The sequence below is a fragment of the Dictyobacter halimunensis genome (genome assembly GCF_036245075.1).
The window spans coordinates 137,032-160,875 of record NZ_BSRI01000002.1; the positions used below are offsets into that span (position 1 = coordinate 137,032).

Consider the following 23,844-nt stretch of genomic DNA (forward strand, 5'->3'; position numbering starts at 1 on the left):
TAATTATGCTTTTTTATAGCATAACGCACATGTATAGATTACGCTACCAGCTTACAAAAAGCTTCCTATCTACAACGGAAAGAGCGTCAAAACAGCGTGCCGGGCACGCTGTTTTGACGCTCTTTCCGTTGTGGAGGGGCCATTATTTTGTCAGTTCGGGAAACTTGGCGGACAGGTCGCGGGCATTGGGCTCAACCAGGACCGATCCGTCGGGGAAGACAATAGTTGGAACGGTGCGTGAACCGCCGTTGACCTTCGTGACATAGTCAGCAGCCTGCTCGTTTTCCTCGATATTAATATAGTCGTAAGCGATACCATGTGAATCAAACCAGCGCTTGGCGAATCGGCAATCACCACACCAGGTAGTTGCATACATAGTAACCTTTTTTTCTGTTTGTGGGGTCTCCACGTTAGCTTCAGACACAGTCTTCTCCTTGATATATCCCGCGTGGGTTGTGCATATAACTTCTGCTATCTCTAACACTCAGCCATGGACGCTTATTCCCATTCAGATCTATTGGACGCTTACTGCCACGGGCTTGTTGATGCGCTCTAACATCCTGTCAAGGAAGCGTTTACCACCTGTGGCGATCAAAGACGGGTTGCGCGCCAGGACACCCATTACCAGGCTGGCGGTAAAATCGCCGCGTAGGGCCTGGGCGGCCTGAGCCGGGGTGAGACGCTTGAGAAGATCTAGCGAGCTATCCCACTGGGCATCACTATATGCCGTGATGTGCTTGTTGATCATATACGCGATATCCATGTCACGCGCAAAGCGCGCGCGCCAGCGCTGATCAAAGCGCGACAGGTAGGCTCCAGAGGTATCGCCTGCCTGGATTGCTTCGGCGGCGGCCTCACCAGCCATCTGACCTGAATAGATCGCGAAGCGAATGCCTTCACCTACCAGGGTGGAACCGTGGCCACCGGCGTCGCCGGCCAGCAACAGACCATCGCGCGAGAACGCCGGCAGAGTGCCTTCGGAAGGGAACAGGCCGGTGTGGTATTCCAGGGGGCTGGCGCCTTTAAAACGCTGCGCCAGCTGGGGAAGATCGCGCATGATGCGGTCCAGGTATACACGCGCATCCTCATCATTGTCGGGATGGATCACGCCCACACCCAGGCGCACACGGCCGTTCCCACGCGGGAAGGCCCAGGCGTATCCCTGTGGAGCAAAAGCGCTTCCCATAATCAGAAACAGCTCATCTTGAGGATAGTTGGGAGCGTAGAGATCGTATTCCGCCCCAAACCCGTAGCGATGAAATGCCCCGCCCATGTCGGCACGGACGCCAATATGACGGGAGAAGCCGGAGGCATCAATGGTGACATCGGCATGCACCGTCATGCGTTCGCTAACGTGAGTCTTGGCAGTGACACCGATGACGCGTCCCTGCTCAAGCAACGCCTGCTCTACCGTATGACGCACACGCAGTTCCGCGCCAGCAGCTACCGCGCGGGCGGCAAGATGCTGGTATAAACCACGGATGTCTACCACACAGGCGACAGCGGGGTTATACTGGAAAGAAACTTCCCGATGTGGAGTTAAGAAATAGACAGTTTTGACAGGATGATACAGGTGTTCAGGTATCCCGAGTGCCTGCATATCCTTGATCCAGGTTCCACCACTGGTATGAATAGGATAACCAATTTCGTTTTGACGCTCTAAGACCAGTGTGCGAACGCCTCGCCTGGCAGCAGCCTCTGCAGCCGCCAGACCAGCAGGTCCACCGCCCACTACGAGCACATTATAATCGTCTGACATGGAAGTCCTTCTTTAGGAGAATGATGCATAATGAAAACGTTGCCCGTCATTCCCATGAGACATTCAAGGGATGCATAAAGGGGCATGTTTCTCGCTCTTATCGTGGTTAGTATAGTCGAACTATGCCTGACTGTCTATACTGATAGACAAAACACCCTGCTACACTTCAAAACCGTCTGTATGCTATTCGGTCAGCGTGCCAAGCGGGTCTATACCATCCCAGGTCCCAAAGGAAGCCAGCGGGCGAAAACGCGCGAACATCTCTTCCCTGTACCACTGTTCCTTCCTCGTTCGTTTGATGACGTCAGCATGCGCATTTTGACTATATGCAAACCGTTTTACCGAAGGTAATGTAGACCAGAGGCTCAGTGTTGCCTGGTAAAACAAAGGAGCCTCTCCCACGCCAACCGATTGCAGCAGGGCCGGTTGTTGAAGCAGTTGCTCGGCGACCGCTGGTACGGCCCTCAGGAACGCTCTCACCCTGGTTGAGCGTATGGTAGCACGGGTCAGGATAATCCATGGGTCTGCTTGAGGAGGAGGAGCGGCCACAAACCCCTGGAAAGGATCATTACCACCCCATGTGCCATGCCAGCTGACAGGCAACATATGCACGGTCCAGGCTTCTTCTGCACGTTGATAGATGCGCCCCATCACAGCTGAAGTGTTTTCAAAACGCCGAAGATCCTCCAGCGACCGCCAGACGGTAAACAGGGCGTAGCGATGCAGGTCTGCGTGTGGATCAAAAACACGTCCCTGCCCCACCCCGAGTAGACGCCAGAAGCGCAGACCGGGAACGTGCGCGAGCGGCCAACGATCAAGGCCCAGATGCGCCAGGGCCCGCACACGTTCCCGGCGTGGATAACGCGCCAGGGTGAACGCGACAACCGGCTCGTGATCAGCGATATTCATACACTAGTTTCTTTCCTCAACTATAAGCGACCAAATACGTATTCTCATCTTGTCTCGACCCGCCTGTATCCAGCCCTGACAGGGTGAGATTTTATTTGACGTAAGCTCGAAAAAATGCTATAATTAGAACAAGATTTCGAATACTTAAGCATTCATTTTCTTATACATTTTCATCATTCGTTCCTCGTATGTTCTCCATTTTTACTAGCCAGGAAAAGAATTCCCTATATAGATAGGACGTTACACATCGAACAGGGGGGAGCAACGTATATGAGTATTATGCAAATTACCCAGACGGTTCATATCATGCCAACGCTTCTGCCCAGATCTAGCAAAAATACTGCTCAGCTTACGTTGCCAGGTATGGAAAAAGAGCCGGAACCGGCTCCAAAAATTACCAATCGTCAGATTGCGGAGGTGCTCTCAGAGATCGCTGATATGCTTTCCGCGCAAAATAGCAATGTCTATCGCATTCAGGCGTATCGCAACGCTGCCCGCGGCGTTTTAGAGCTTGATGAGCCCGCCGCCGATATCCTGGCGCGTGGAGAGCAGCTACCCATTGCCGGCCTCGGTACACGCCTGCGTGGCCGTATCCGGGAACTGGTCGAGTCTGGTACTATGACCATCAACAACGGATTTTGTATGGACACCCTCCCTCATGGAGTCCGTGCATTGATGTCCATCGAACATATCGGTCCCTATACCGCTATTCGACTCCATCAAGAATTAGGGATCGATTCGGTCGAAAAGCTGTGGTGGGCGGCCCAACAACAGCGCATTCGCAGGCTGCCGGGATTTGGTCCTCGTAGCGAGGCGCGCTTGAAAGCGGCCGCCGAACAACTACTGCCAAAGAACGGAGCGGCCAATCATAGCGCTCCGCGTGGCGCAGCCTGATAGCTTCGGACTCCGTGCCCGGTTTCTCCTCCACGCACGAACCTACGAGGGACGTTTTCGTACGTGGAGGAGAAATCTTAAAAATTTCCCTGCTCTATCATTTCAATAAAGCGCTGCTCCAGTTCATAAGTACGCGCGCCTGGTTTTCCATTTCCAATCACTATATCGTTGATCTGCACCACTGGTGTGATCTCTTTTGAAGATGAGGTAATAAACGCTTCATCGATGCTGGCCAGTTCATGAAGGTGAATGGGACGCTCTTCAACAGTGAACCTCCTACGCGCGAGCTCTAAGACGGCATTCCTGGTCACGCCAATGAGCACATCACTCTGAGGCGTAACCAATGTGTCGCCGTGAAAGACAAAGAAATTACTCCTGGTGCTTTCCAACACGTGACCATGCTCATTAACGAAGAGCGCGTCGCTGGCCTTCTGCAGGGCCGCCTCTTTCAGTGCTTGAATCGCAGAGATATAGTTAGACGTTTTGGCCTCAGGTATGGCGCGTGTGAGATGGGTCGTGATCAGCTTGCAGCCCCGGCTAAAGCGCTCCATATCTCTCTCAGCCAGCGGCGTAACCATGACGGCCAGTCCGGATTGACCGGCGGGCAACACACCGTCTTCGCTAATACCACCTGTCACCAACAGGCGAATAGTGGCGTGTTCGTACGTATTGCGCTCAATACTATCCAGCACAATGTTCCTCAAAACGTCAAAAGAAAAGGTAACATCCAATTCGATCAATTGGGCTGAACGATATAAACGCTGCAGGTGCTCATCCAGGTGGAATGGACGGCGATGATAGGTGCGTAATGACTCAAAGACACTATAGCCACGTAGAACCCCAACATCATTGATCGAGATGCTCGCTTCATGCGGGTGCACCCAGTTGCCGTTGACATACCACCATGCCTGCTCATCCATAGCTCTTACCTCTTTCCTAACGGCTATAGCAGCCGCGCTAGACATATCTGGATTATCATCAAGCTAATGTATTGGCTGGATAATGTTCTTGAAACCAGGCTACAAACATGTCGGGTACAGCCATCGTTGAAAGCCTGCTCTGACGGATCAGGCTCCAATCATCAAAAAGATGGGTCTCTTTAATCGTTTTCAGGGTGACCGGCTGCTGAAACTGGCGTACGAAGGCCATATCGACCACCCAGCTTCTGGCATCATCAACAGCTGGACGCGGATCAGAGGTCACGCGGGCCAGTCCAACGATCGCCGCGTCACTCTTACTATGATAAATCAAAACCTTATCGCCGGTATTCATAGCTTGAATCACACGAACAGCCTGCGCATTACGTACGCCGTCCCAAACCGTCTCTTTCTCCGACGCAAAACGCTCGATTGAATATGTCTCTGGATCAGTTTTTGCTAAAAAATACGCCATCTACATTCCTTCTCTACATCCTCGTCTCTCTCTGCTCACAAACTATTGTGTCACGAGGATGCAGTATATAATCATAATTTCATCATAGCAAACAAAAATACAGGCGTATATAGCCACCACGAAAAATTCCTACAAAAATGCATGCGGATTTATCTAACCAAAAGCCGTTCTGTTACGTATACAAGGTGTAGTCAACAAAATGATGACATTCATATTCATCGTAAAACAAACCAGGCGCCGGTTGCTTCTACGAGGATACATCTGTTTACGCATCTACTAAATATTGTTGAAGATTCTATCGGAAGCGTTATTGTAGACGCACATAAGGAGAAACTTTTAGTATGACTCAGACAGATCCCAATCTCGAACCCAAACCAGGCTACGGAGTAGAAGAACTACAAGTTGTTGGTGAGCAGCTACTGGCCAAAGTAAAAGAACTTGTCCATGAGGGCAATGTACGCCGCATCATCATCAAGCAGGAAGGCCGCTCCATCATTGAGTTTCCACTGACCCTTGGTGTTGCCAGTATCGCCATCGCGCCCGTCTGGGCGGCCCTGGGTGTTCTGGGCGCATTGATCGGCCAGTGCTCGATTGAGGTGGTTCGTACCGATGCACCAGCTACCGCCGATTCGACCAGTGAGCATAGCCTTGACGAAGTAAAGCTCGACGGTGGCGCCACCCTCTAAGCAACCACATCAAATAGAAGCGAAAAAGCCCCGGCGGAAAACTCTCTTCCGCCGGGGCTTTTTCGCTTCTATAGAAGCTCAGCGTAATGGTATATAATAACAAGGTGACGACGATATTTGTAATACTTGCATAGTGGAAAGGATATTCTGTGTATGCCCGTTGCTACAAGTAAACAACTGGAACAATATGCGGCTATTCCAACACAGATTGCCAGGGCAATCGAAGGATTGACCGAAGCACAACTTCTACAGACACCCATTAAGGGTGAATGGACCATTCATGAAGTTATTATTCACCTGGCTGACAGCGAAGCGGTTGGCTTCTGGCGACTACGCAAAACACTGGCGGAACGAGATTCTATCCTGGCAGTTTATGATGAAGATGCATGGAGCAAAACGCTTTTCTACCGCCAGCAGGATTATCGCCTGGCTCTGCAGCTGTTTACAGATCTCCGCGCCTCCAGCGCGGCTTTGCTCGCCCTTCTACCTTCCCAGTCGTGGGAGCTGACCAGCACCCACACTGAAAGCGGTAAGCTCAGCCTCTATGACCTCTTCCAGACATATCTCGAACATGGAGAAATCCATCTGCAGCAGATAGAGCGCGTCAAGCAAGCCCTGACAACGACAGGCCACCCGTAGGTTCGGCCCTCGCGGCCGATTTCTCCTCGCCGCACGAATATGCATCACACGTGCGTTTCCATGGCCCTCACTTTTGGTGAACATGGGTGCACGTGAAGCGGAAATCGGCCGCGAGGGCCGAACCTACGGTTCGGGGTCGCGGCAGCACTCATAATTTGATGATTCTATGTACGGGTCCAGTGACGATCGCTTCGCCTGCATGGGGTCGCAAAAAGGTTTTAATATCGGCGGCCTTCTTGACGATAGCCTGTTCATTCTTGCCATTTGCCACGATGATCAAGAAGGTATCGTCTTCTTGCGTCAGCATGGTCTGTACCACATGATCGTTGGCGGGCAGTTCAATGGTAAGAACGCCAGCGGTCGCTCGTCCTTTTGGGGCGAACTGACCGATTGGGACCTTTTTGGCTTTTCCACCCTCGGTAACTACCAGCAGGTTGGTCACACTAAAGATGTCGCGATCGGCTTCAATGGCCGGCTCACTATCCAGATAAGAGGCGCTTACAACGGTGCCGCCCTTATTCAGGGCGATCGCAGCAACCCCCTGGCCGCCACGTCCCTGGCTGCGCAGCTGCTCATCGCTAAAGCGTAACGTCAGGGCATTATCGGTCGAAACAACATATTCTCCACGCCCATAAGAGATCAGGGCGGTAGCCACCGTGTCACCATCGGCCAGCTTCATATCCTGAATGCCATCAACATCGGTCGCCTTGTACTCACTCAGGGGTGATTTCTTGACCTTACCCGAAGCGCTAAAGATGACCAGGTAGCGGTCCTCGTCATAAGCATCCACCGGAAGCACACTGACCACCTCTTCATTGGGAGACAGCCTCAACAGATCGTGAATGAGCTCACCCTTTTGCGAGCGCGTGGTGACCGGGATGCGGTGTGTAGCGATCTGGCAGACCCGACCGCTTGAGCAGACACATAACAGGTAGTCCTGCGTGGTTGCCGCGACCAGCTGGCGCAGCTGCTCGTCTCCCCGCACCGGTGTATAGACTGCATTGCCGTTTTTGCCTTTCGGCCTGTACGCGTCTATAGGCAACGCCTTTAAGGCGTTGTTGCGGGTAAAGCCGATCAGCAAGGGTTCGCGCTCGTGGAGGCTCTCAACCTTCTCAATCGGTGTCAGCACATGATTTTCAGCATCAATGATGGTGCGTCTCTCATCACCAAATTGCTTGATGAGCTGCTGCATCTCTTTTTTTAAGGCAGAAATCAGAGCCTTGCGGTCAGCGAGCAGGTACTGCAGCTCTTGAATGCGTGTTTGGAGCTCTTCTCGTTCGCGTGCGTACTTGCTGCTATCCAGACGCGTTACCTGAGATAGGGTCATCGAGGCGATCACATCCGACTGGATAGCGGTAAGCTTGTAACGGGCCTCGATCTCTCTGCGAGCCGCGGTCCGATCTTCAGCCTGCTGAAAGATCTTGACGATCTGCTCGGCATTGGCGGCGCCTATCACAAGTCCCTCAACCACGTGCAGACGTTCCTGAGCCTTGCGTAGATCGTACTGTGTGCGCCGGGTAAAGACATCGATCTGATGCCCATTCCAGTAGTTGAGGAGTTCAACGACACCCACCTGCTTTGGCTGCCGACCGGGCTGCATCGACTCACCAAAGAGAAAGACCATCTGGAACGAGAGCGCGATCTGCAGATCTGTCTCTTTGAAAAGCTGCATCAACGTTTGCGCGGCGTCAGCATCTTTACGCAGTTCCAGCACGATACGTGTCCCTTTTTCAGTGTCACTCTCATCGCGCAGATCGGGCATCAGGCCTTCGAGTTTGCGCGCGTTGATCGCTTTGACGATGGAGGTTTTGAGCTTATCACGACCGATGGGGGGAATCTGGGTAACGATCAGCGAGCGACTGCGTGGCGTCTCTTCCAGCCGCACATCCGCGCGCACAATGATGCGTCCTTTACCGGTGGTGAAATAATCCTTAATACCATCAATGCCGATAACGCGACCGCCCTGCGAAAAATCTGGTCCCTGGATATAGGTCATGATCTGCTCAACAGTCATATCAGGATGATCCAGCAGAGCAATACAGGCTCGCATCACCTCGCCTAGATTATGGGGAGGGATGTTGGTGGAGAGTCCAACGGCGATGCCGCTTGAAGGATTGACAATAGGCGGGATGCGACCAGGCAGGTAATCTGGCTCCTGCACCTTTGGATCTTGCTTGTAGGTAGGGTGTAGCGGCACGGTATCGCGCTCGATATCCGCCATCAAGGCTTCTGCCAGCGGCGAGAGCCGCATCTCAGTATAGCGATAGGCGGCGGGCGCATCGCCATCTTCACTTCCCATATTGCCCTGACCCTCGATCAAAGGATAACGCATGGTAAAGGGCTGCGACATGCGGGCCGCCGCTTCGTACACCGAAACATCACCATGAGGATGGTAGTTACCGAGGATCAGTCCCACAACTTCAGCACTCTTGACCGTGGGTCGCGACGCGAGATAGCGTGCGTCAAGCATCCCCGCCAGAATACGTCGCTGGACAGGCTTGAGGCCGTCACGCGCATCGGGCAGGGCACGATCGGTAACCACCGAAAGTCCATAGGTCGCAAAGGCTTGCGACATAATTACAGAAAAATCTTCGCGGATAATTCCTGTTCCAGAAGAATCTGTTTCCGTTATATTACTAGCCATCTGTTATACGTCCAGTTCCTTAATTTTGCGGGAATGTTCGGCCAGGAATGTGCGTCTACGCTCCGCATTCTTATCTTCCATCAGTTCTGCAACGAGCCTGGCTGCCAGGACGCCATCTTCCATGGTGACACGCTTGAGCATCCGCCTTGCGGGATCCAGGGTGGTGTCGCGCAATTCTTTGGGATTCATCTCACCCAGGCCTTTAAAACGCTTGAACTCGAGATTCTGCGCATCTGGATGCAGGCGAATAAATTGGATACGTGCCTCGTCATCCAGGAGCCAGTGCACCTTGTTTTTGTATTTGACCGAATAGAGCGGTGGACAGGCGATATAGACATGTCCAGACTCGATCAGGTCGCTGAATTCCTGGTGGAACAGGGTTAACAGCAGGCATTGGATGTGCAGCCCATCCACGTCGGCATCGGTGGCGATAATAATGCGACTGAATTTGAGACGGCTAAGGTCAAATGTGTCACGCGTACCAGTGCCTAGCACATTGATAATGGTGCGAATCTCCTCGTTTTCAACGATGCTCTTCAGGTCGGCCTTGGCCACGTTTAATGGCTTTCCCTTCAGCTTGAGCACGGCCTGGAAGTCCGAGAAACGACCCTGACCAGCACTACCACCGGCGGAATCACCCTCTACGATAAAGAGCTCGGCACGCGAGGCATCACTGGTGTTGCAGCGCAGGAACTTCTTCGACAGAGTGGTGTCGATCAGTTCGCCGTTCTTTTTGGTGCCCGCCCGCGCCAGTTCCTCCACCAGTTGCGCCTCATTGCGGGCCTTCTGCATCTGTTGGATTTTCTTGAGCCACTCTTTGCCGGCACTAACATTGGACTCAAACCAGTCTTTGAGACCCTCATCGACCACGGAGCGCACCAGGCCCTCGACAGGAGCATTGTTCAGACGATCCTTGGTCTGCCCCTGGAATTGTGGGTTGGTGAGCTTCACCGAGATGACGACGTTTAATCCTTGCTGGATCACTTCTGGCCGAAATCCATCGCGTTCGCGGTTTTTAATGATGTTCCATTTGAGCGCATAGTCATTCACGACTTTGGTGAGCGCGGCTTTAAAACCGGTTTCATGTACCCCTCCATCGCGTGTTCTCACCGCATTGGCATAGCTGTACATGGAGATTTTATAGCCAGACGTTGGCTGCAAGGCAACCTCGACCCGCACTTCATCTTTCTCTTTCATGATGCTGATGACATGCTTGAATAATGGCGTATTAGTGGTCGTCGCCAGGTCGCGTACATAATCGGGCAAGCCGTCGCGTGAATAAAAGACGCGCTCTACCTGCTCGCTTGTGGCGTCGTCCCATGCCTGGAGATGGAAAGTAACGCCGCGATTAAGATAGGTGGCCGCTTTGAGACGGCTCTCTAATGATTCCAGAGAATAATACACATCAGGATCAAAGATCGAGCTATCGTATAACCAGCGCAACTGGGTGCCGTGAAGTTTGGGATCGCACGGCGTAATCTGGTGCGGCATAGCCGTCCCACGACTAAAGGTTTGATAAAATTGCTGACCATCTTTCCAGATCGTCAATTCCAGCTTTTCGGAGAGCGCGTTAATAACTGTCGAGCCCACGCCGTGCAGACCACCCGCCGTCTTGTATGCCCCCTCAGCAAATTTTCCACCCGAATGAGGTACCGTCAAAATAACGGTGGCTGCTGGCAAATATTCTCCCTGATAAAGCATGGGATCGAAAGGCATACCGCGCCCTTCGTCGCGAACCGTCACCCACCCATCCTGGTCGATCTGTACCCAGATGTGTTTACCATATCCCGCGACCGCTTCATCTACAGCATTGTCTAGTGCTTCCCAGATCAGGTGGATCAGTCCAGAGGTAGACGTAGCACCGATATACATGCCCGGGCGATGTCGGATAGCAGCAATACCTTCAAGTACCTGGATATCTGCTGACGAATAGGTTGTTGCACTCTTCCTGGTGCGTGTCACTTGTTTTGTTTCTGTTTTATTTGAAATCATTTCTTCAGTATGTTCACCTGTTCTCCTCGTGTCAAAGAGAGAGAGTTGCTCATGTGTGGCATCCGACTCATCTCGTAGAGGAGGGAGTGCATTGGGGGAACGAAACATCTACCCTTTTACCTCTCTTCAGAATGCTTTGATTGCTTATTCAGCATACAGCCTTCATTCCTGAAAGTCAAGATGGGATTGGACCAAAAGTTCTAATCCCCAATAAAAATTTGATCATCTGTTCTCACAAGGTCTGTACGTCTCTATTCTTGTCCTCAAAAATGAAAATGGAAATGCTCTCGTGAGCTGCGGCATTGAACATTATAAAACGACTCGCCAAATGATCAATAACTCTACCCCTTTGGGCTATTTTTGAGTTATTACATGGAGTGCTCTGACGTGCACTCCATGTAATACACTACTATAATTTATGTGGTGCATCAGGCGTGTGGCCGCGAAAATCCCAAATTCATGCATGAACATACTATACTTAGTTGTCACCGCGGGGGCGCGGATGCGCCCCCGCGGTGACAACTAAAAAACCGCGCGGCCGCGCAGCGGACGCGCACGCCAGGAAAGTGCTATAGTATATAATAGTTCTTTCTTACTACAATATTCCTGGGAATAAGGGGGGGTCAACAATATGAAACCTATTGTTGGTCAATATGAATGCGTGCATAGTTCGGGGGTTGGGCTGGATTACTTTACGTCCCGCATCGATCGACTGGTGCTTCAATCAAATGGTAGCTTTGTCATGACGACGCAAACCCGGAGCCGCGCAGCCAATGCCGCTCAATCATTGCTCAAAGGTCAGCAGGTTTCATCTGCGGCACCTGAAACGCGCATGGAAGGGACGTATACGCAGCAGGATTTGCTGGTCTATCTGCAATTTAATAACGGCGGCAGCGAGCAAGCTCACCTTACTCCTGATGGCTCTGGCATACAGGTCGGCCCTAATTCTTTTTCGAAAGTTTCAGATTCTACGCTGCTGCCCCCTACCCACCGGCTGCAGAAAGATATGGACGATATCGCCAAAGGATTGAAGATTGCCAGTACACTGGGTGGCATGGCGGTAAAAGCGGCCAAAACCATTCATGGAACAATCCAGTCGGTTCAGGAATCCGGCAGCCAGCAGCCTGCTGGATCAGCGCAGCAGCCCGCCAGTTCATCACCAGCCGCCCCTGTCCAGCCTTCTTATTCGCCTCAGGCACCGGCTGCTCCTCAGCAACCACCAGTTCAACAGCGCGTCGTCAATCCTACTCCCGCGCCCCCACCAGGGCAACCAGAGGCTATCTTCTGCGATCAATGTGGAGCACGCTGTCGTCCCGGCAAACGGTTCTGTAATACCTGTGGAGCGCGCCTGGCATAATAGATCACCACAACCTGCCTATCTTACCTGACATGTTCTTTCACCAGGTATTCATAGGCAGCAATAATACGCTGCATTTCTTTAGGATCCCCTCCACAATCAGGATGATGACGTTTCGCCAGTTTTCGATAACGTCGCTTAATCTGTTCTGGGGTTGCATTCGCAGGCAATCCCAGAACGGCCAGGGCCTGTTGCCGCTGCAAAATTGGACGAGCGGGATTAACACCGCTCTGCCAGAACGTCCGCACCCCCATTCGTACCACATCCCATAATAAAAAGACAAAAGATCTAGGTGGTTGTGAGCTCATTTTCTTCTTTTCTACTCATCGGGCAGATACAATTGTTACGTATGTCTATACTATACGCTATTCTTCCATACAATGAAACGCCTATCCGGTATCACCCGTAAAATACATAGCAGGAATAGAAGTTCTATAGCCTCGGGTCTTGAATAGACACCCGACTGCCCGGATGGCCTGACATTTCACGCGATATAACTAGCTATTTCTGCTGACAACAGACCATTTTACGCAGGTATTATCCCAAATACTCTTTTACCAGCTATAAGTGAGGTGTTTCTATGGCAAGTGAGAATTCTAATAAGGATAATTCACTCAAATCAACATCCGAGGATGTGATATCTACAGCTGAAAAACAAACGAAACCAATGCAGCTGTTTTTGCGCAAGTTTAGCAATGATTGGGGAACGACCTTTTCAGGCGCGCTGGCCTATAGTCTGCTCACCGCGATGCTTCCCATCGCCATCGCGATAGTGGCAATTTTAGGCTTTGTCTTCATGGCCATTCCAGGTACGCAGCATAGCGCCAACATCCTTGATGCGCTCAGTAAAATCCCTGGACTGGGTGCGGCACAGAAGGATCTGATTGCCAGTGTTACGGACCGCCTGGCCAAGTCGGCTGGCTTCCTGGCTATTCTGGCCGTTGTGCTGGCTGTCTTTGGCGGCTCACGCCTCTTCGTAGCCATCGAGCATGTACTGGATATCATCTATCGCGTACGCCCCCGGCCTGCCTTGAGGCAAAACGCGATCGCCATTGGCATGATGCTGATCTTCACCTTCCTTATCCCTATTATGGTCTTTGCGGCGACCCTTCCTTCGATAATGCTCAATATCGTTGGCAATAACCCGGCGCTAAAGGCTATTCCGTTTCTATCAACCCTGGCCGACAATCCAATCACTATTCAGATAGGAGGCTATATCGGTGGCCTGATCGCTGCATTTCTGTTGTTTGAAGCGATCTATATAATTGTGCCCAATCAACGCATCAATCCCCGCAATAGCTGGCAGGGGGCTATCGCCTCTGCCGTCTTGCTGGAAATCTTTATCGCGCTGTTTCCGTTCTATACGTCTCGCTTTATGGGAAACTATCAGGGACAGATCGGCTTCGCGGTCGTGCTGCTGGTATTCTTCTACTACTTCGCGATCATCCTGATACTGGGCGCGGAAGTGAACGCCTTTTTCTTCGAGAAAGTTCGCCCTCTGCCCAATGATCTGGCAACCTTCGTGAGCACGATGGGTGGCAAGTTGAATCAGGATCGTCCGGAGGCAGAGTCTCCGAGCCATGTCGACTCACAGCCTACGGATCGCGCCGACTATACCCACATTGCGCGCACACGCCAGCAAGAAGAAAAAAATCAGCAGCGCAATATGCAGCTCCAGCAACAACTTAGTCGTCGTCAGTTGAGGCAGGCACAACAGAAAGATAAAGATAAAAACAAGCAGCCAGGCAAAGGCTCTACCACACTGGCGGTGGTCGCTGGATCATTGCTGGCAATGGTCATTGAGATGTTCCGCATTCGTAGTGGTGGCAAATAACCGCCGCACAACCTCCGCAGCCAGGCCGGGCCGACTCAATCCATACGCGCATAGAGCGGCCCCCTGCGCGGCTTCAAAGCCTCTGAGTTCAGACGCTACGGGTGGATAGTGAAAAAATCGATAGCGATCAGCAAAGTGATCGATGACCATCTCTTTCTGCGAGGATGCTGGTTGGCTGGCGTAATCCAATACAACAATATCTTCTATGTGATGAATCGTCAGCATGGCAGCCAGCTCTCTCGTCAGCTGTTCCAGAAGGGCCTGCTTCTCTACACCGTTTCTCCTCTGGCTATCCACTTCCCCATCATCCGCTCCCAGCAATACTCGCCATTCACCAGTTCCATCCACCAACTGTCCATGCTGTAAAACCGCCAGCCGATAGGCGTTGTCCAGCAGCTCCAGGTAGTAGAAGGTCAGCTCCAACCATGGAGCATCCTGCTTCCTCATCTGATAGAGCAGATACACGATGCGGCACAGAGTGGTAGATGACCCAAGACCCGGGCGCATTACGCGTCTATGTGCCGCGATTGTGGGCAGGTATTGAATAGAAGGCAATAGGTAACTCTGCTGAGGGAGAAGGATAGAGAGTACATCTTCACAGGGCTTTCCCACCTTTACGGGCACCCCACATTGCTGATGTAAAGATACAAACCGGCCCTCGCAAGGCGTGGCAACCGCTATCCTGACTTCAGGATAACGAGAACAAGCCTGTCTCAGATAGGTTTGCAGCGTTTCCACATCCTGAAAGTGCTTCCATTCTAAGGGAGTTTCGTCTTGTGCCAGGCAACTTCTCCAGCCCGCGGGTAAACAGTCGATCCCCATATACATACCCATAACATCTCCTCATTTGACCTCTTACGGCGTTCGCTCACCATGCCGGTGTCGTGGCGGTATTATAGCATGCACGCCATAATACCACCACGACACCGGCATAGCGTCAGATCCTTTTGACCGCATTGGCGCATTTCTTGACGCGAAGTAGATGGATCTGCTACACTTTGACTCAACAAGACAAAACCTCGTACAGACATGGCTTGCACCGTTGCTGACAATACATCTCCCTGTCTTTATGCTTTGATAGCATTTCTTATAAGAGGTCAACATATATGCAAAGTAAACGTTTCTCATCTGCGGATAACCAGGAGCAAAACCGCCTACGCAAAGCTTTGCGCGAAAGTGAACTGTTACGAGATTTGGCAGAATTACTGGCCTCTTCATTGGATCCCACACGCATTCTGCAGGTGCTTGTAAGGCGTGCCACCGAGGTCTGCGACGTCTCTCGCTGCACGGTCTGGCTCCTCGATGATTCCCACACCACATTTCTTCCATCCGCCTATCATATGTCAACCCTCAACATTAAAAGCAACGTTTTACAGGCCGCCGACCGCGTGTGGCGCCATAGCTCGATCGCCTTCGATAACCCTGTCATCCAGCAATTATTACGTGCCAATGGCTTGCTCTCCCTCCCCGATCTTTCCACTGAGACAACCCTGCTGCCGCTGGCGGAAAAGTTTTTTGTACGCTCGGTCTTATTGGTCGCGCTTATCCGAGAGGATCGGCCGGTCGGCATGATGTCGCTCGACAATCCGGGGCAGTGTACAGAGTTCAGCAGTGATCAGTTACAGATGGCGCGCGCGATCGGCCAGCAGGCTGCGGTAGCTATTGATAATGCGCGTCTCTATCAGGAAGCTCAAATAGAGCGCAAGCGCGCAGAACGATTGATTGAAAGAGCACAATCTATTTATCAAGTCGCCATGGCGGTCAATTCCGGCGATAACCTCCCCGATGTACTGGAAGTTGCCGTCCAACATCTGGCGCGAGGACTTCACACGGATCAGGCTGCTATCGCTCTGCTCGAACACAATCAACTGGTACTAACGAATCGCTCCTGCCTTCCGCTCGTGTCCAACGCGCCCCCCGCCCTGATCACAACATTTGCGAATTGCTGCGCTGCGATCGGTCAACAACATCCTGTATTTATGCATCAAGAGCAGCTCACTCAGGCCGAACAATCCTGGTTTGACCACCTGAAGATGCGTAATATCCTGATCATTCCTTTACTGGTTGGCGGAACACATTATCAGCTCATGCACCAACAGGAATGCTCGCCCAACCATGATAAACATTGCGTCGGCTTTGCATTTGTTAATTATAGCCAGACACCCAGGCCGCCTTCCTCAGGATATCTTGCCTTTGCGCAAGATATCGCCGCCCATTGCGCACTCGCGATTGAGAAAGCACACCACTTAGCCGAATCACAAAGGGTGCAAGCCCTGGCTAATGAACGAGCCAATACCCTGAACGCGGTGTTCAACGCCATGACCGAGGGGCTGATCGTGTGCGATACGCAGGGCAAAGTCATGCTCAGCAATGAAAACGCTGAACGCTTTCTGGGACTCACCGGCAAAACCCAAAAGCAGCTCGCAGACTACCTGCAGCATCATCCGGTTTATACACTCACTGGTCAACAGATTGCCCCCGAGCACTTTCCACTTACCAGGGCGTTACATGGCGAACGTGTCCGCGGTGAACGTTACCTGGATACCTCCCATGATGGAGCCGAGCAGGCCATTGAGGTCAATATTGAACCACTACTCGATAACAATCTGCAGAAGATCGGTATCGTCAGCGCTTTTCGTGACATTACCGAACAGGTCAGGGTTGAACGCCGCATTCGTCGCGCCCTGGATACCATGCTGCACGCGGCAGAAGCGGTCTCCGGCATTACCGATATCAAGGAGATCCTCTATCGTGTCCTCGCTATGACGCTGACCGCGCTCAATTGCGAGCGTGGAGTGGTGCAGATCTATCAGGAGGAGCAACAGGACTTTGTGCCGCTGCTAGCTATTGGCTTTGTGGAGGATGAGGCTAAAGCCTGGCTTGATGAACATGCGGGCTGGTTTTCGCCAGATGCCAATCACCATCATGGCATTCAGGAGCAGTTGAGAGAAGGCCATGCCACCCTGGTGAGCGAGGAGCATGTCATATCAGCGCAGGAGCATTCTGAAATCATCAATCAGACCCTGGTACTGGCTACCCCGATCACGCACAACAAACATCTGCTCGGCATGATGCTGCTCGATCGCTCAACCCACTATAAGAAAACCACCACGCGCACACCAGGCGCGACCCGTCCTCTTCCTGCCCCAGGCTTTAACGCCTGGGATATGGCTGTGGTGGAGGGGATCGCGCAGTTCGCGGCCCTGGCCATTGAGCAGACACGCTGGCAGAAGGAGGCGGAGATAGCCCGTACCAATGAAGCGACGATGCGCGAATCCAACGCGCTCAAGGATGAGTTTTTGGCCATTACGGCCCATGAGTTTCGAACCCCTTTGACCATTATCCTGGCCCATAGCCAGATGATGTCCCGCTTACTTGGAAAAGCTGTGGAGGTTGTACCAGAGCTCAAAGAGCGCCTTAATGAAAGTATTTCATACATTGAGGAGCAGACGCGCCAGTTGACAAATATTGTCAATACATTTTTAGAGGTGACGCGGCTCAATCGTGGCCAGATTGAGCTCAACTCAGAAGAGCTCAATCTGGCTGATCTGTTGAAGGAAGCGGTCCATAGCCAGAGCGCAACTTCGTCTATCCATCATATTAGCCTGAACATAGCCAGGGCCCATCAACCATATACCATACGCGGTGATCGCGCCCGGCTTCAGCAAATCTTTGTTAATCTGCTCCAAAACGCCATTAAGTATAGTCCCGATGGCGGCCCCATTACCATCACGATGGCTCAGCCTCGGCGCAACGGCACAACAACTCAAATCGAAGTGACGATCGCCGATAAGGGCATCGGCGTCCCGGTGCAGGCGCAACAGCATCTTTTTGAGCGCTTCTATCGCGCTCCCAACATCAGCCATAGCCAGGCCCGTGGAGTCGGACTCGGTCTCTATGTGGTCGCGGAGTTTTTACGCCTGCATGATGGTACCATTGAGGTAGAGAGTAGTGGTATTGCCGGCGAAGGAAGCCGTTTTACGGTCAAACTGCCGTGCTTCGAAAAAGAGTCCTCTTCGACATAAATATATCCCCGACACCATCGCCTGGCATATCCGCAATTAATTTTTGGTGCTTGAAGATGAGCTAGAGAGCGCCATCGGCAACTCTCTGGCAGGCACTGGCTCTGGTATAGCAACAAGCTCGCGCGGTGTACGATCAATAAGTTTACATAATTTCTCACCCAGGCGCATACCAGGAAGTTCTACCCAGCGATACAGCGTAAATGCTAGCGGGATCGTCGTCACTCCCACCCACAACACATAGGAGGCATATTGCGCCGTGCCGCTCCAGCCCAGAGCCTGAAAGCGTGGCAAGAGCCCGCTCAAAAAATAAATGACAAATGGATCATGCCACATGTACAGACTAAACGAAACAAGCCCGATCCAGCGCAACGGCGTCCATTCAAATGGCCTCTGCAATCTGCGCGAACCATGCAGAATGGCGAATAAAATCATGCCATAGGCGATAGAAAAACCATCCTGCATCACAATGTCGCGATAGCTTTCCATAAAATCCTGGTAGGGGTCAAGAAAATGAAAGGCGCGATGAATCATGTAGATCACATAATAATGCCAGATATTCACGCCAAATAAGAGGACCAGTCCTAGCAGGAGCAGCACAGGACTGGAGCGCTCCAGATGCCGCTTGCGTGTGGCCGAGTGGGGTATGTTGTTCAGATATACATACAACATACACACAAACATACCGATGGCGAATGATTCGAAAAACTTGCCAACCGTCCCAAAGATGTATGGTCTAAGCAGCTGCGCGAAGCTATGCGGCACAATGGCATCCAGTTGATAGGTATCGGCCAGTTTAAATCCCCAGTAGCGTGTCAGAAATCCCCAGGCCAGTAAGAGGGTTAAACACAAGCTCATCTTGAACAGGCGCAGGCGCAATGATCCTCCACGTACTATGCGACCCATCAGCCAGGCGGCCAATGGCAGGAGCAGGTAAAATTGAAACTCGATGGCCAGCGTCCAGAAAGGAGCATTCAACTGCTGATAGGTGACCGGAAAATCCATGCGAAACGTCAGAAAGAGCAACAGCTTATCCCAATTAGCGGCACGTAGATAGTCCGGATTGAGGTAGAGAAGCATCAAAAAGAGGGCGACATAATAACCGGGCAGGATACGAAATATGCGGCGGATATAAAAGCGCCTCAAAGAAGGCCACGCACCATCAAACAACATGGCTTTGGCATAGGGGAGGAAAAGTAGAAAACCCGATAGGATAAAAAAAAGCAGCACGCCTGTCTCGCCGATCAAAGCCAGCGAGCTTACCATAGCTCCGAAGTCGTCCAGAAATGGAGACCAGACGTGACCGATGTAGGCCCAGAGATTTAAGTGAAAACTGACGACACCCAGACAGGCCAGAGCACGAACACCATCCAGCGCATAAATTGTTTTTTTCTGCTTGCCATCCTCAAGTGAGGAGGTTACAGACTGGCTCCATGCGCGCATGCCGCGCATAAGATCATGAGCCATCGGCGTCGCCGATGCATTCCTCCACCACATCTCGGTACCATCCTTTACACGACCATTGATCTTGCATCACACATTTTTACTTTATTTTTATTGTAAAGCACGAGAGAAATTTTATTAATCGTGTGTTGATGCGGCAGGTGCGAAGGAACAATATAGACCATAAAAAAAGGGCTAGCCCTGCGGCTAACCCATCCACACCCTTCCATGATACTGTAGCCAGGTGCGCGATCTAAAACAGTTCACCTAATAATACGATATAGTTAAACGAGGTATGCATCGAGGTAGGTGCCGTCAGATGTACAGTAAAACCCATCTGCGGCTGCAACGAGACGTATTGAACCACGACAGGGCCCGGATTTGAGGTCAGCGTGACCAGTACCACGCTGGCCGCCGTAATATGCGGGTTAGCGACCGTGGCCTCCCTTTGCCCAGGAGCGAAAAAAGCGGTTCCGGATAAGCTCCCCTGGGTAGCGCGCTTTAGCGCGCCCGTGGTCTCAAATCTCGGCATTTCCTTTTCTGCCGCTGATAAACGATTGCCGTTAGACGTCTCTCCCTTTTTTGCATTTACAGTGGGAAGATGCACACTGGTTGAACCGGCCTCTTCACGCCGTAGCTGGTGTACAGGAAGGTGCATCCCTGTAGTAGTACTATCTTGCAGATCGAAAAAAGATTTTTGCTCTACAAAATCTTTTTGCTCTACCTCTTCAACCGCCTTGTCACTGTTCTGCCCGTGCGTTGTTCGCGCGGGCTTATTCTTCTGAGCAGCAGGATTGGGCACTACTTCCAGGCGAATACGCGTGGTCCGACCGGCCAGGCGTTGCCGGCCATGTGCGTCCTTCACCGTGGCAGGGGACTTCTTCGGTGCCGGAGGCATTGACCCGGTTATGGTTGAGGCGGTGCATACCTCTACATCCGCAATGGCTGCCAGGGCAGAAGCTTTCATCCCCACAGCAACAGGCCGGCCAAAGTCCAATTCAGTAGATGCCTCTTCCGCCGGGAAGGGACCGTTCAAGGCCCCAAAAGACGAAGTCAGGCGTTGCGCGAAACGCATCAGTATGTTCGTATTCTGTGTTGCGGTATTGAGCTTCCCCTCTTCCACTTCACCAGAAGAAACACCAGTATATGAGCTTGCATCAACAACAGCATCCCCTTCAGGCTGGATCGCCGCAATCGCTCTGGATTGTAAGCGCAGGCGTGGCGGCACCAACGATGGTTCATGAACTGACTGCGTATAATTTGTCATTCCATGCTCATCGTCTTCCGGCCAGCCCAATTCCCCTGAAGAGGCATCCCCCATTGTTTCCTCAACAGAAACAGAGAGGCCTTGCCGCTCCCGTGCTACACGAGAGGACCATGCTTGCTGATTTTGCTCATTATGTTCTTCGTTCAAAATCATCACAGCTCCCGATATATAACACACTTCTTTTGATTATACAATACAATTTAAGATACACAGAGGCATTATATCACAGAAATATATACTTACCGCTATCTATAGCATATTTTACTTATTAACGTTAAAAGAACATATAGTTAAATATATCTTACATGTATAAGAAGCAAGCTAGGAAATTTGGCATGTTTCTATCTTCCCACTTGAAAGTATCGGGAGAAACCGCTACAATAGTGCCTGATCGGATAGATCGACACAAACGCATATAAATGCGTTCGTCTAACAGACGTGGCGGGACGTCATATTTCAAAAAAGAGGAAGGATTTTTCCTACATGAAGCTCAGCGGAACACATAAATTCAAAGCCAGCAGCGTTCAAGTTTTCAATGCAATTCTCAATCCTGCGGTACTGAAAGCCAGTATCCCAGGTGCCAATAGCGTTAGCTATGAGAATCCCAATACTCTCTATGTTGAGATTACTACATCTTTGCCCGGCCTGCGCGGACCTTATGGCCTCAATCTCAATATCGTGCGCCGTCAGGACCCCAGCTATCTTGAGCTGCAGCTCCTGCGCCAGGGCAAAGGCGGTTCGATCAACGCCGTTGCTCAGATCAGCCTGGTTGACGAGGCCGACGGTGCCCTGCTCACCTACAATGGAAATGCGGAGCTCGAAGGCCCTGTTTCTATCGCCAGCAACCCCCTTGGCCAGGGCATTGTGAAGAACTCACTCAGCAGCTTCTTCAAAAATCTGGAAAAGAATATCGCCTAATATTCATATTACAAGCGTATTTCATCCAAAAGGAGGAGCGTCGTCGCGCATCGTATGATGCGCAACGACGCTCCTCCTTTTGGGCCACATTATGCTCCGCCTCTACTCGGCTTTTGTCTCCTGAGGTGACTGCAGATTAGCTTTCAGACACGAAAAAAATTGCCCGGTAAGCTTTTCTGCCGTACTGCTCATCAGTCTGGCACCCACACTGGCCAGCGTTCCCCCGACGACGACATTGGCTTTCCAATCCATTTGCGTCTGGTTAGCATCCAACGATGTCAGGTTCATATTGCCAGATAGGTCTACAGTGCTTCCGGGCGCTTTTCCACGGGCTTTCACAATCATCTTTTCGGGTTCAACCATTTCTGGTCGAGTGACGTCCAGCGTAAATTTTGCCTTCACGGGACCAACCCCAACCGAGACCAGAGCTTTCCAGTGCTCGGGCTCAATAACCTCCAGGCTCTGAAAACCGGGAGCGCAGGCAGCAACTTTGTTAACATCCAGCAAATATGCCCATACCGTCTCGATAGGGGCGGCAATCGTTTGTGAACCAGAGAATTCCATAGTGAACAACTACCTTTCAACCAGGATATTTCACCACGTGTAGCTCGTGGCGCATATCAACACAGATCTAAATCATACCACAGACTGATTTATTGACCGGCAAACGTTACAGGCACTATCATCTTATCATGCAATAAAAAACATCCGAAAACACCGCTTGATCGCGGCTGGCTGCACCTTATTGCACGCGGCAGAAGACTGATTTGAGATACGCCGTCTCGGGCATAGCTAAATGAATAGGATGGTCCACACCATGGGTGTAGGACTCAAGCAATTGTACCGAACGGTGCAGGCGTTGCGAGCTCAGCGCTACAGCCCCTAATAGATCATCCATCCCAACCACGCCAGAACAGGAGCAGGTTAGCAGGATCCCCCCTGGTTTCAACACCTGCATCCCAAGCAGGTTTAGCCTGCGATAGGCTTTGAGGGCCTGTGCACGGGCTCCCTGTGACTTGGCGAAAGCCGGTGGGTCTAATACTACCGCATCAAAGAGCTCGCCCCCGTCACGAGCCTCTGCTAGATAATCAAAGACATCGGAGACAAGAAACTGATGAGGAGAACAATCTAGACCGTTCATGGTAAAGATCTGGCGCGAGGCCTCTATGGCCGGTGCGGAGATATCGACACTGGTAACCTGAGCGGGCGGCGTGTTCAAAGCCGCATATACAGAGAAGCCACCTGTGTAACTGAAGCAATTAAGCACTCGCTTGCCACGGGTATATTTACGCAGAGCCTCTCGTTTATCGCGCTGATCCAGAAAAAAGCCTGTCTTCTGTCCCTGCCAGAAATCAACGAAAAATGAGACGCCATTTTCGTGCACCTGCACCTGCTCGGGAACATCACCCGCAACGACTTTGGGTTCCTCGATCTCTAAACCTTCTCGCCGACGTGACTGACCATCGTTGCGCAGCAGAATGCCACGGGCCCCCGTCTCCTGCATGAGCGCCTCGATCAACAATGGACGCAGTCGCTCCATCCCCGCTGTGTGGATCTGGGCCACCAGAATATCAGCGTAACGATCCACCACCAGTCCGGGCAATCCATCACCTTCGGAATTAATCAGGCGATACGCATTCGTGCGCGTGGGATCAAACACCTCGCGCAAGGACTGCGCGCTGCGGATGCGGCGCCGTAAAAAATCAAGATCAATATCTTCTTCGACATCGCGCGTCAAGATACGAATCGCGATATCTGTGTTCGAATTATAATAGCCGCGGGCAATAAACTGGCCGGTGGCCGATTTTACATCCAGGACACCACCGTTTTCAACCCAGTGGGGCGGTTGTTGCAGGGCTCCCGAGAAGATCCACAGATGCCCGTTTAATAAACTTTCATCGCGTCGCGGTTTTAAACTCGTGGCGGGGTAATGAATCGCAGACACTAGACCACATACTCCTTCATCCATACTTGCATACATGTCATCCTGGCTCATTATCGCATAGATAGACAAGCGCGCCAAAACAGAGAGGGGGACGCTTCAGGAGCGTCCCCTCAGAAAAAAATGAATAATTGCGGGAATAATAA

The 23,844-nt window shown here is 51.7% G+C and carries 20 protein-coding genes; 7 read left to right on the top strand and 13 right to left on the bottom strand.

The features are described 5' to 3' along the window. Positions 1-142: 142 nt before the first annotated feature. From AABA21_RS14680 to AABA21_RS14690, 3 genes are all read right to left on the bottom strand, one after another. The gene (locus AABA21_RS14680; protein WP_420917193.1) at positions 143-376 is read right to left on the bottom strand and encodes a mycoredoxin; all 234 of its coding nucleotides are present in this window, start codon (positions 374-376) and stop codon (positions 143-145) included. Positions 377-514: 138 nt separating this feature from the next. After that, positions 515-1,759 carry an NAD(P)/FAD-dependent oxidoreductase gene (locus tag AABA21_RS14685; protein ID WP_338251304.1) on the bottom strand — a complete coding sequence of 415 codons (1,245 nt, stop codon included), beginning with the start codon at positions 1,757-1,759 and terminating at the stop codon, positions 515-517. Between the two features lie 183 nt (positions 1,760-1,942). Beyond that, complete coding sequence (locus tag AABA21_RS14690) at positions 1,943-2,668, bottom strand: hypothetical protein (RefSeq protein ID WP_338251306.1); 726 nt, start codon at positions 2,666-2,668, stop codon at positions 1,943-1,945. Between the two features lie 270 nt (positions 2,669-2,938). Between AABA21_RS14690 and AABA21_RS14695 the strand changes: the two genes are divergently transcribed. Continuing rightward, positions 2,939-3,562 (top strand): helix-hairpin-helix domain-containing protein, encoded by a 624-nt coding sequence (locus tag AABA21_RS14695; protein ID WP_338251308.1) that lies wholly within the window; start codon positions 2,939-2,941, stop codon positions 3,560-3,562. Positions 3,563-3,639: 77 nt separating this feature from the next. Here AABA21_RS14695 and AABA21_RS14700 read toward each other — a convergent pair whose 3' ends face one another. Together AABA21_RS14700 and AABA21_RS14705 are read right to left on the bottom strand one after the other, a co-directional pair. Further along, the gene (locus AABA21_RS14700; protein ID WP_338251310.1) at positions 3,640-4,482 is read right to left on the bottom strand and encodes an aminotransferase class IV; all 843 of its coding nucleotides are present in this window, start codon (positions 4,480-4,482) and stop codon (positions 3,640-3,642) included. A 58-nt stretch (positions 4,483-4,540) separates the two neighbouring features. After that, positions 4,541-4,954, bottom strand: coding sequence for an EVE domain-containing protein (locus AABA21_RS14705; RefSeq protein ID WP_338251312.1), 414 nt, complete (start codon positions 4,952-4,954; stop codon positions 4,541-4,543). A 341-nt stretch (positions 4,955-5,295) separates the two neighbouring features. Between AABA21_RS14705 and AABA21_RS14710 the strand changes: the two genes are divergently transcribed. Together AABA21_RS14710 and AABA21_RS14715 are read left to right on the top strand one after the other, a co-directional pair. Next, a complete protein-coding gene (locus AABA21_RS14710; protein WP_338251314.1) occupies positions 5,296-5,640 on the top strand; it encodes a DUF4342 domain-containing protein in 345 nt (114 codons plus the stop codon). Between the two features lie 153 nt (positions 5,641-5,793). Next, positions 5,794-6,279 carry a DinB family protein gene (locus AABA21_RS14715; protein ID WP_338251316.1) on the top strand — a complete coding sequence of 162 codons (486 nt, stop codon included), beginning with the start codon at positions 5,794-5,796 and terminating at the stop codon, positions 6,277-6,279. Positions 6,280-6,427: 148 nt separating this feature from the next. Here AABA21_RS14715 and AABA21_RS14720 read toward each other — a convergent pair whose 3' ends face one another. Further along, the gene (locus tag AABA21_RS14720) at positions 6,428-8,854 is read right to left on the bottom strand and encodes a DNA gyrase/topoisomerase IV subunit A (protein WP_338251318.1); all 2,427 of its coding nucleotides are present in this window, start codon (positions 8,852-8,854) and stop codon (positions 6,428-6,430) included. A gap of 72 nt (positions 8,855-8,926) precedes the next feature. Beyond that, positions 8,927-10,915, bottom strand: a complete 1,989-nt coding sequence (locus AABA21_RS14725; RefSeq protein WP_338251320.1) for a DNA gyrase/topoisomerase IV subunit B — start codon at positions 10,913-10,915, stop codon at positions 8,927-8,929. A 631-nt stretch (positions 10,916-11,546) separates the two neighbouring features. Between AABA21_RS14725 and AABA21_RS14730 the strand changes: the two genes are divergently transcribed. Then, a complete protein-coding gene (locus AABA21_RS14730; RefSeq protein WP_338251322.1) occupies positions 11,547-12,272 on the top strand; it encodes a zinc ribbon domain-containing protein in 726 nt (241 codons plus the stop codon). A 23-nt stretch (positions 12,273-12,295) separates the two neighbouring features. Here the strand turns inward: AABA21_RS14730 and AABA21_RS14735 are convergent, their stop codons facing one another. Then, complete coding sequence (locus tag AABA21_RS14735; protein WP_338251324.1) at positions 12,296-12,580, bottom strand: J domain-containing protein; 285 nt, start codon at positions 12,578-12,580, stop codon at positions 12,296-12,298. A 272-nt stretch (positions 12,581-12,852) separates the two neighbouring features. On the opposite strand from AABA21_RS14735, the gene AABA21_RS14740 reads away from it, so the two are divergent. Next, entirely contained in the window at positions 12,853-14,106 is a 1,254-nt protein-coding gene (locus tag AABA21_RS14740; protein ID WP_338251326.1) for a YihY/virulence factor BrkB family protein, read from the top strand. Here AABA21_RS14740 and AABA21_RS14745 read toward each other — a convergent pair. Beyond that, positions 14,053-14,661 (bottom strand): hypothetical protein, encoded by a 609-nt coding sequence (locus AABA21_RS14745; protein ID WP_338251328.1) that lies wholly within the window; start codon positions 14,659-14,661, stop codon positions 14,053-14,055. The two genes, AABA21_RS14740 and AABA21_RS14745, sit on opposite strands and share 54 nt — an antisense overlap. Before the next feature lie 551 nt (positions 14,662-15,212). Here AABA21_RS14745 and AABA21_RS14750 point away from each other — a divergent pair. Further along, on the top strand, positions 15,213-18,131 hold the full coding sequence (locus AABA21_RS14750; protein ID WP_338251330.1) for a GAF domain-containing protein: 2,919 nt from the start codon (positions 15,213-15,215) through the stop codon (positions 18,129-18,131). Positions 18,132-18,167: 36 nt separating this feature from the next. On the opposite strand, the gene AABA21_RS14755 is transcribed toward AABA21_RS14750, so the two are convergent. Next, positions 18,168-19,625 carry an acyltransferase family protein gene (locus AABA21_RS14755; RefSeq protein WP_338251332.1) on the bottom strand — a complete coding sequence of 486 codons (1,458 nt, stop codon included), beginning with the start codon at positions 19,623-19,625 and terminating at the stop codon, positions 18,168-18,170. Between the two features lie 199 nt (positions 19,626-19,824). Next, positions 19,825-20,985 carry a hypothetical protein gene (locus AABA21_RS14760; RefSeq protein WP_338251334.1) on the bottom strand — a complete coding sequence of 387 codons (1,161 nt, stop codon included), beginning with the start codon at positions 20,983-20,985 and terminating at the stop codon, positions 19,825-19,827. Between the two features lie 336 nt (positions 20,986-21,321). Here AABA21_RS14760 and AABA21_RS14765 point away from each other — a divergent pair, with 336 nt between their 5' ends. Further along, complete coding sequence (locus AABA21_RS14765; RefSeq protein WP_338251336.1) at positions 21,322-21,756, top strand: SRPBCC family protein; 435 nt, start codon at positions 21,322-21,324, stop codon at positions 21,754-21,756. A gap of 102 nt (positions 21,757-21,858) precedes the next feature. Here AABA21_RS14765 and AABA21_RS14770 read toward each other — a convergent pair whose 3' ends face one another. Beyond that, positions 21,859-22,320, bottom strand: a complete 462-nt coding sequence (locus AABA21_RS14770; protein WP_338251338.1) for an SRPBCC family protein — start codon at positions 22,318-22,320, stop codon at positions 21,859-21,861. 178 nt (positions 22,321-22,498) lie between these two features. Further along, entirely contained in the window at positions 22,499-23,701 is a 1,203-nt protein-coding gene (locus tag AABA21_RS14775) for a class I SAM-dependent rRNA methyltransferase (protein ID WP_338251340.1), read from the bottom strand. Positions 23,702-23,844: the final 143 nt, after the last annotated feature.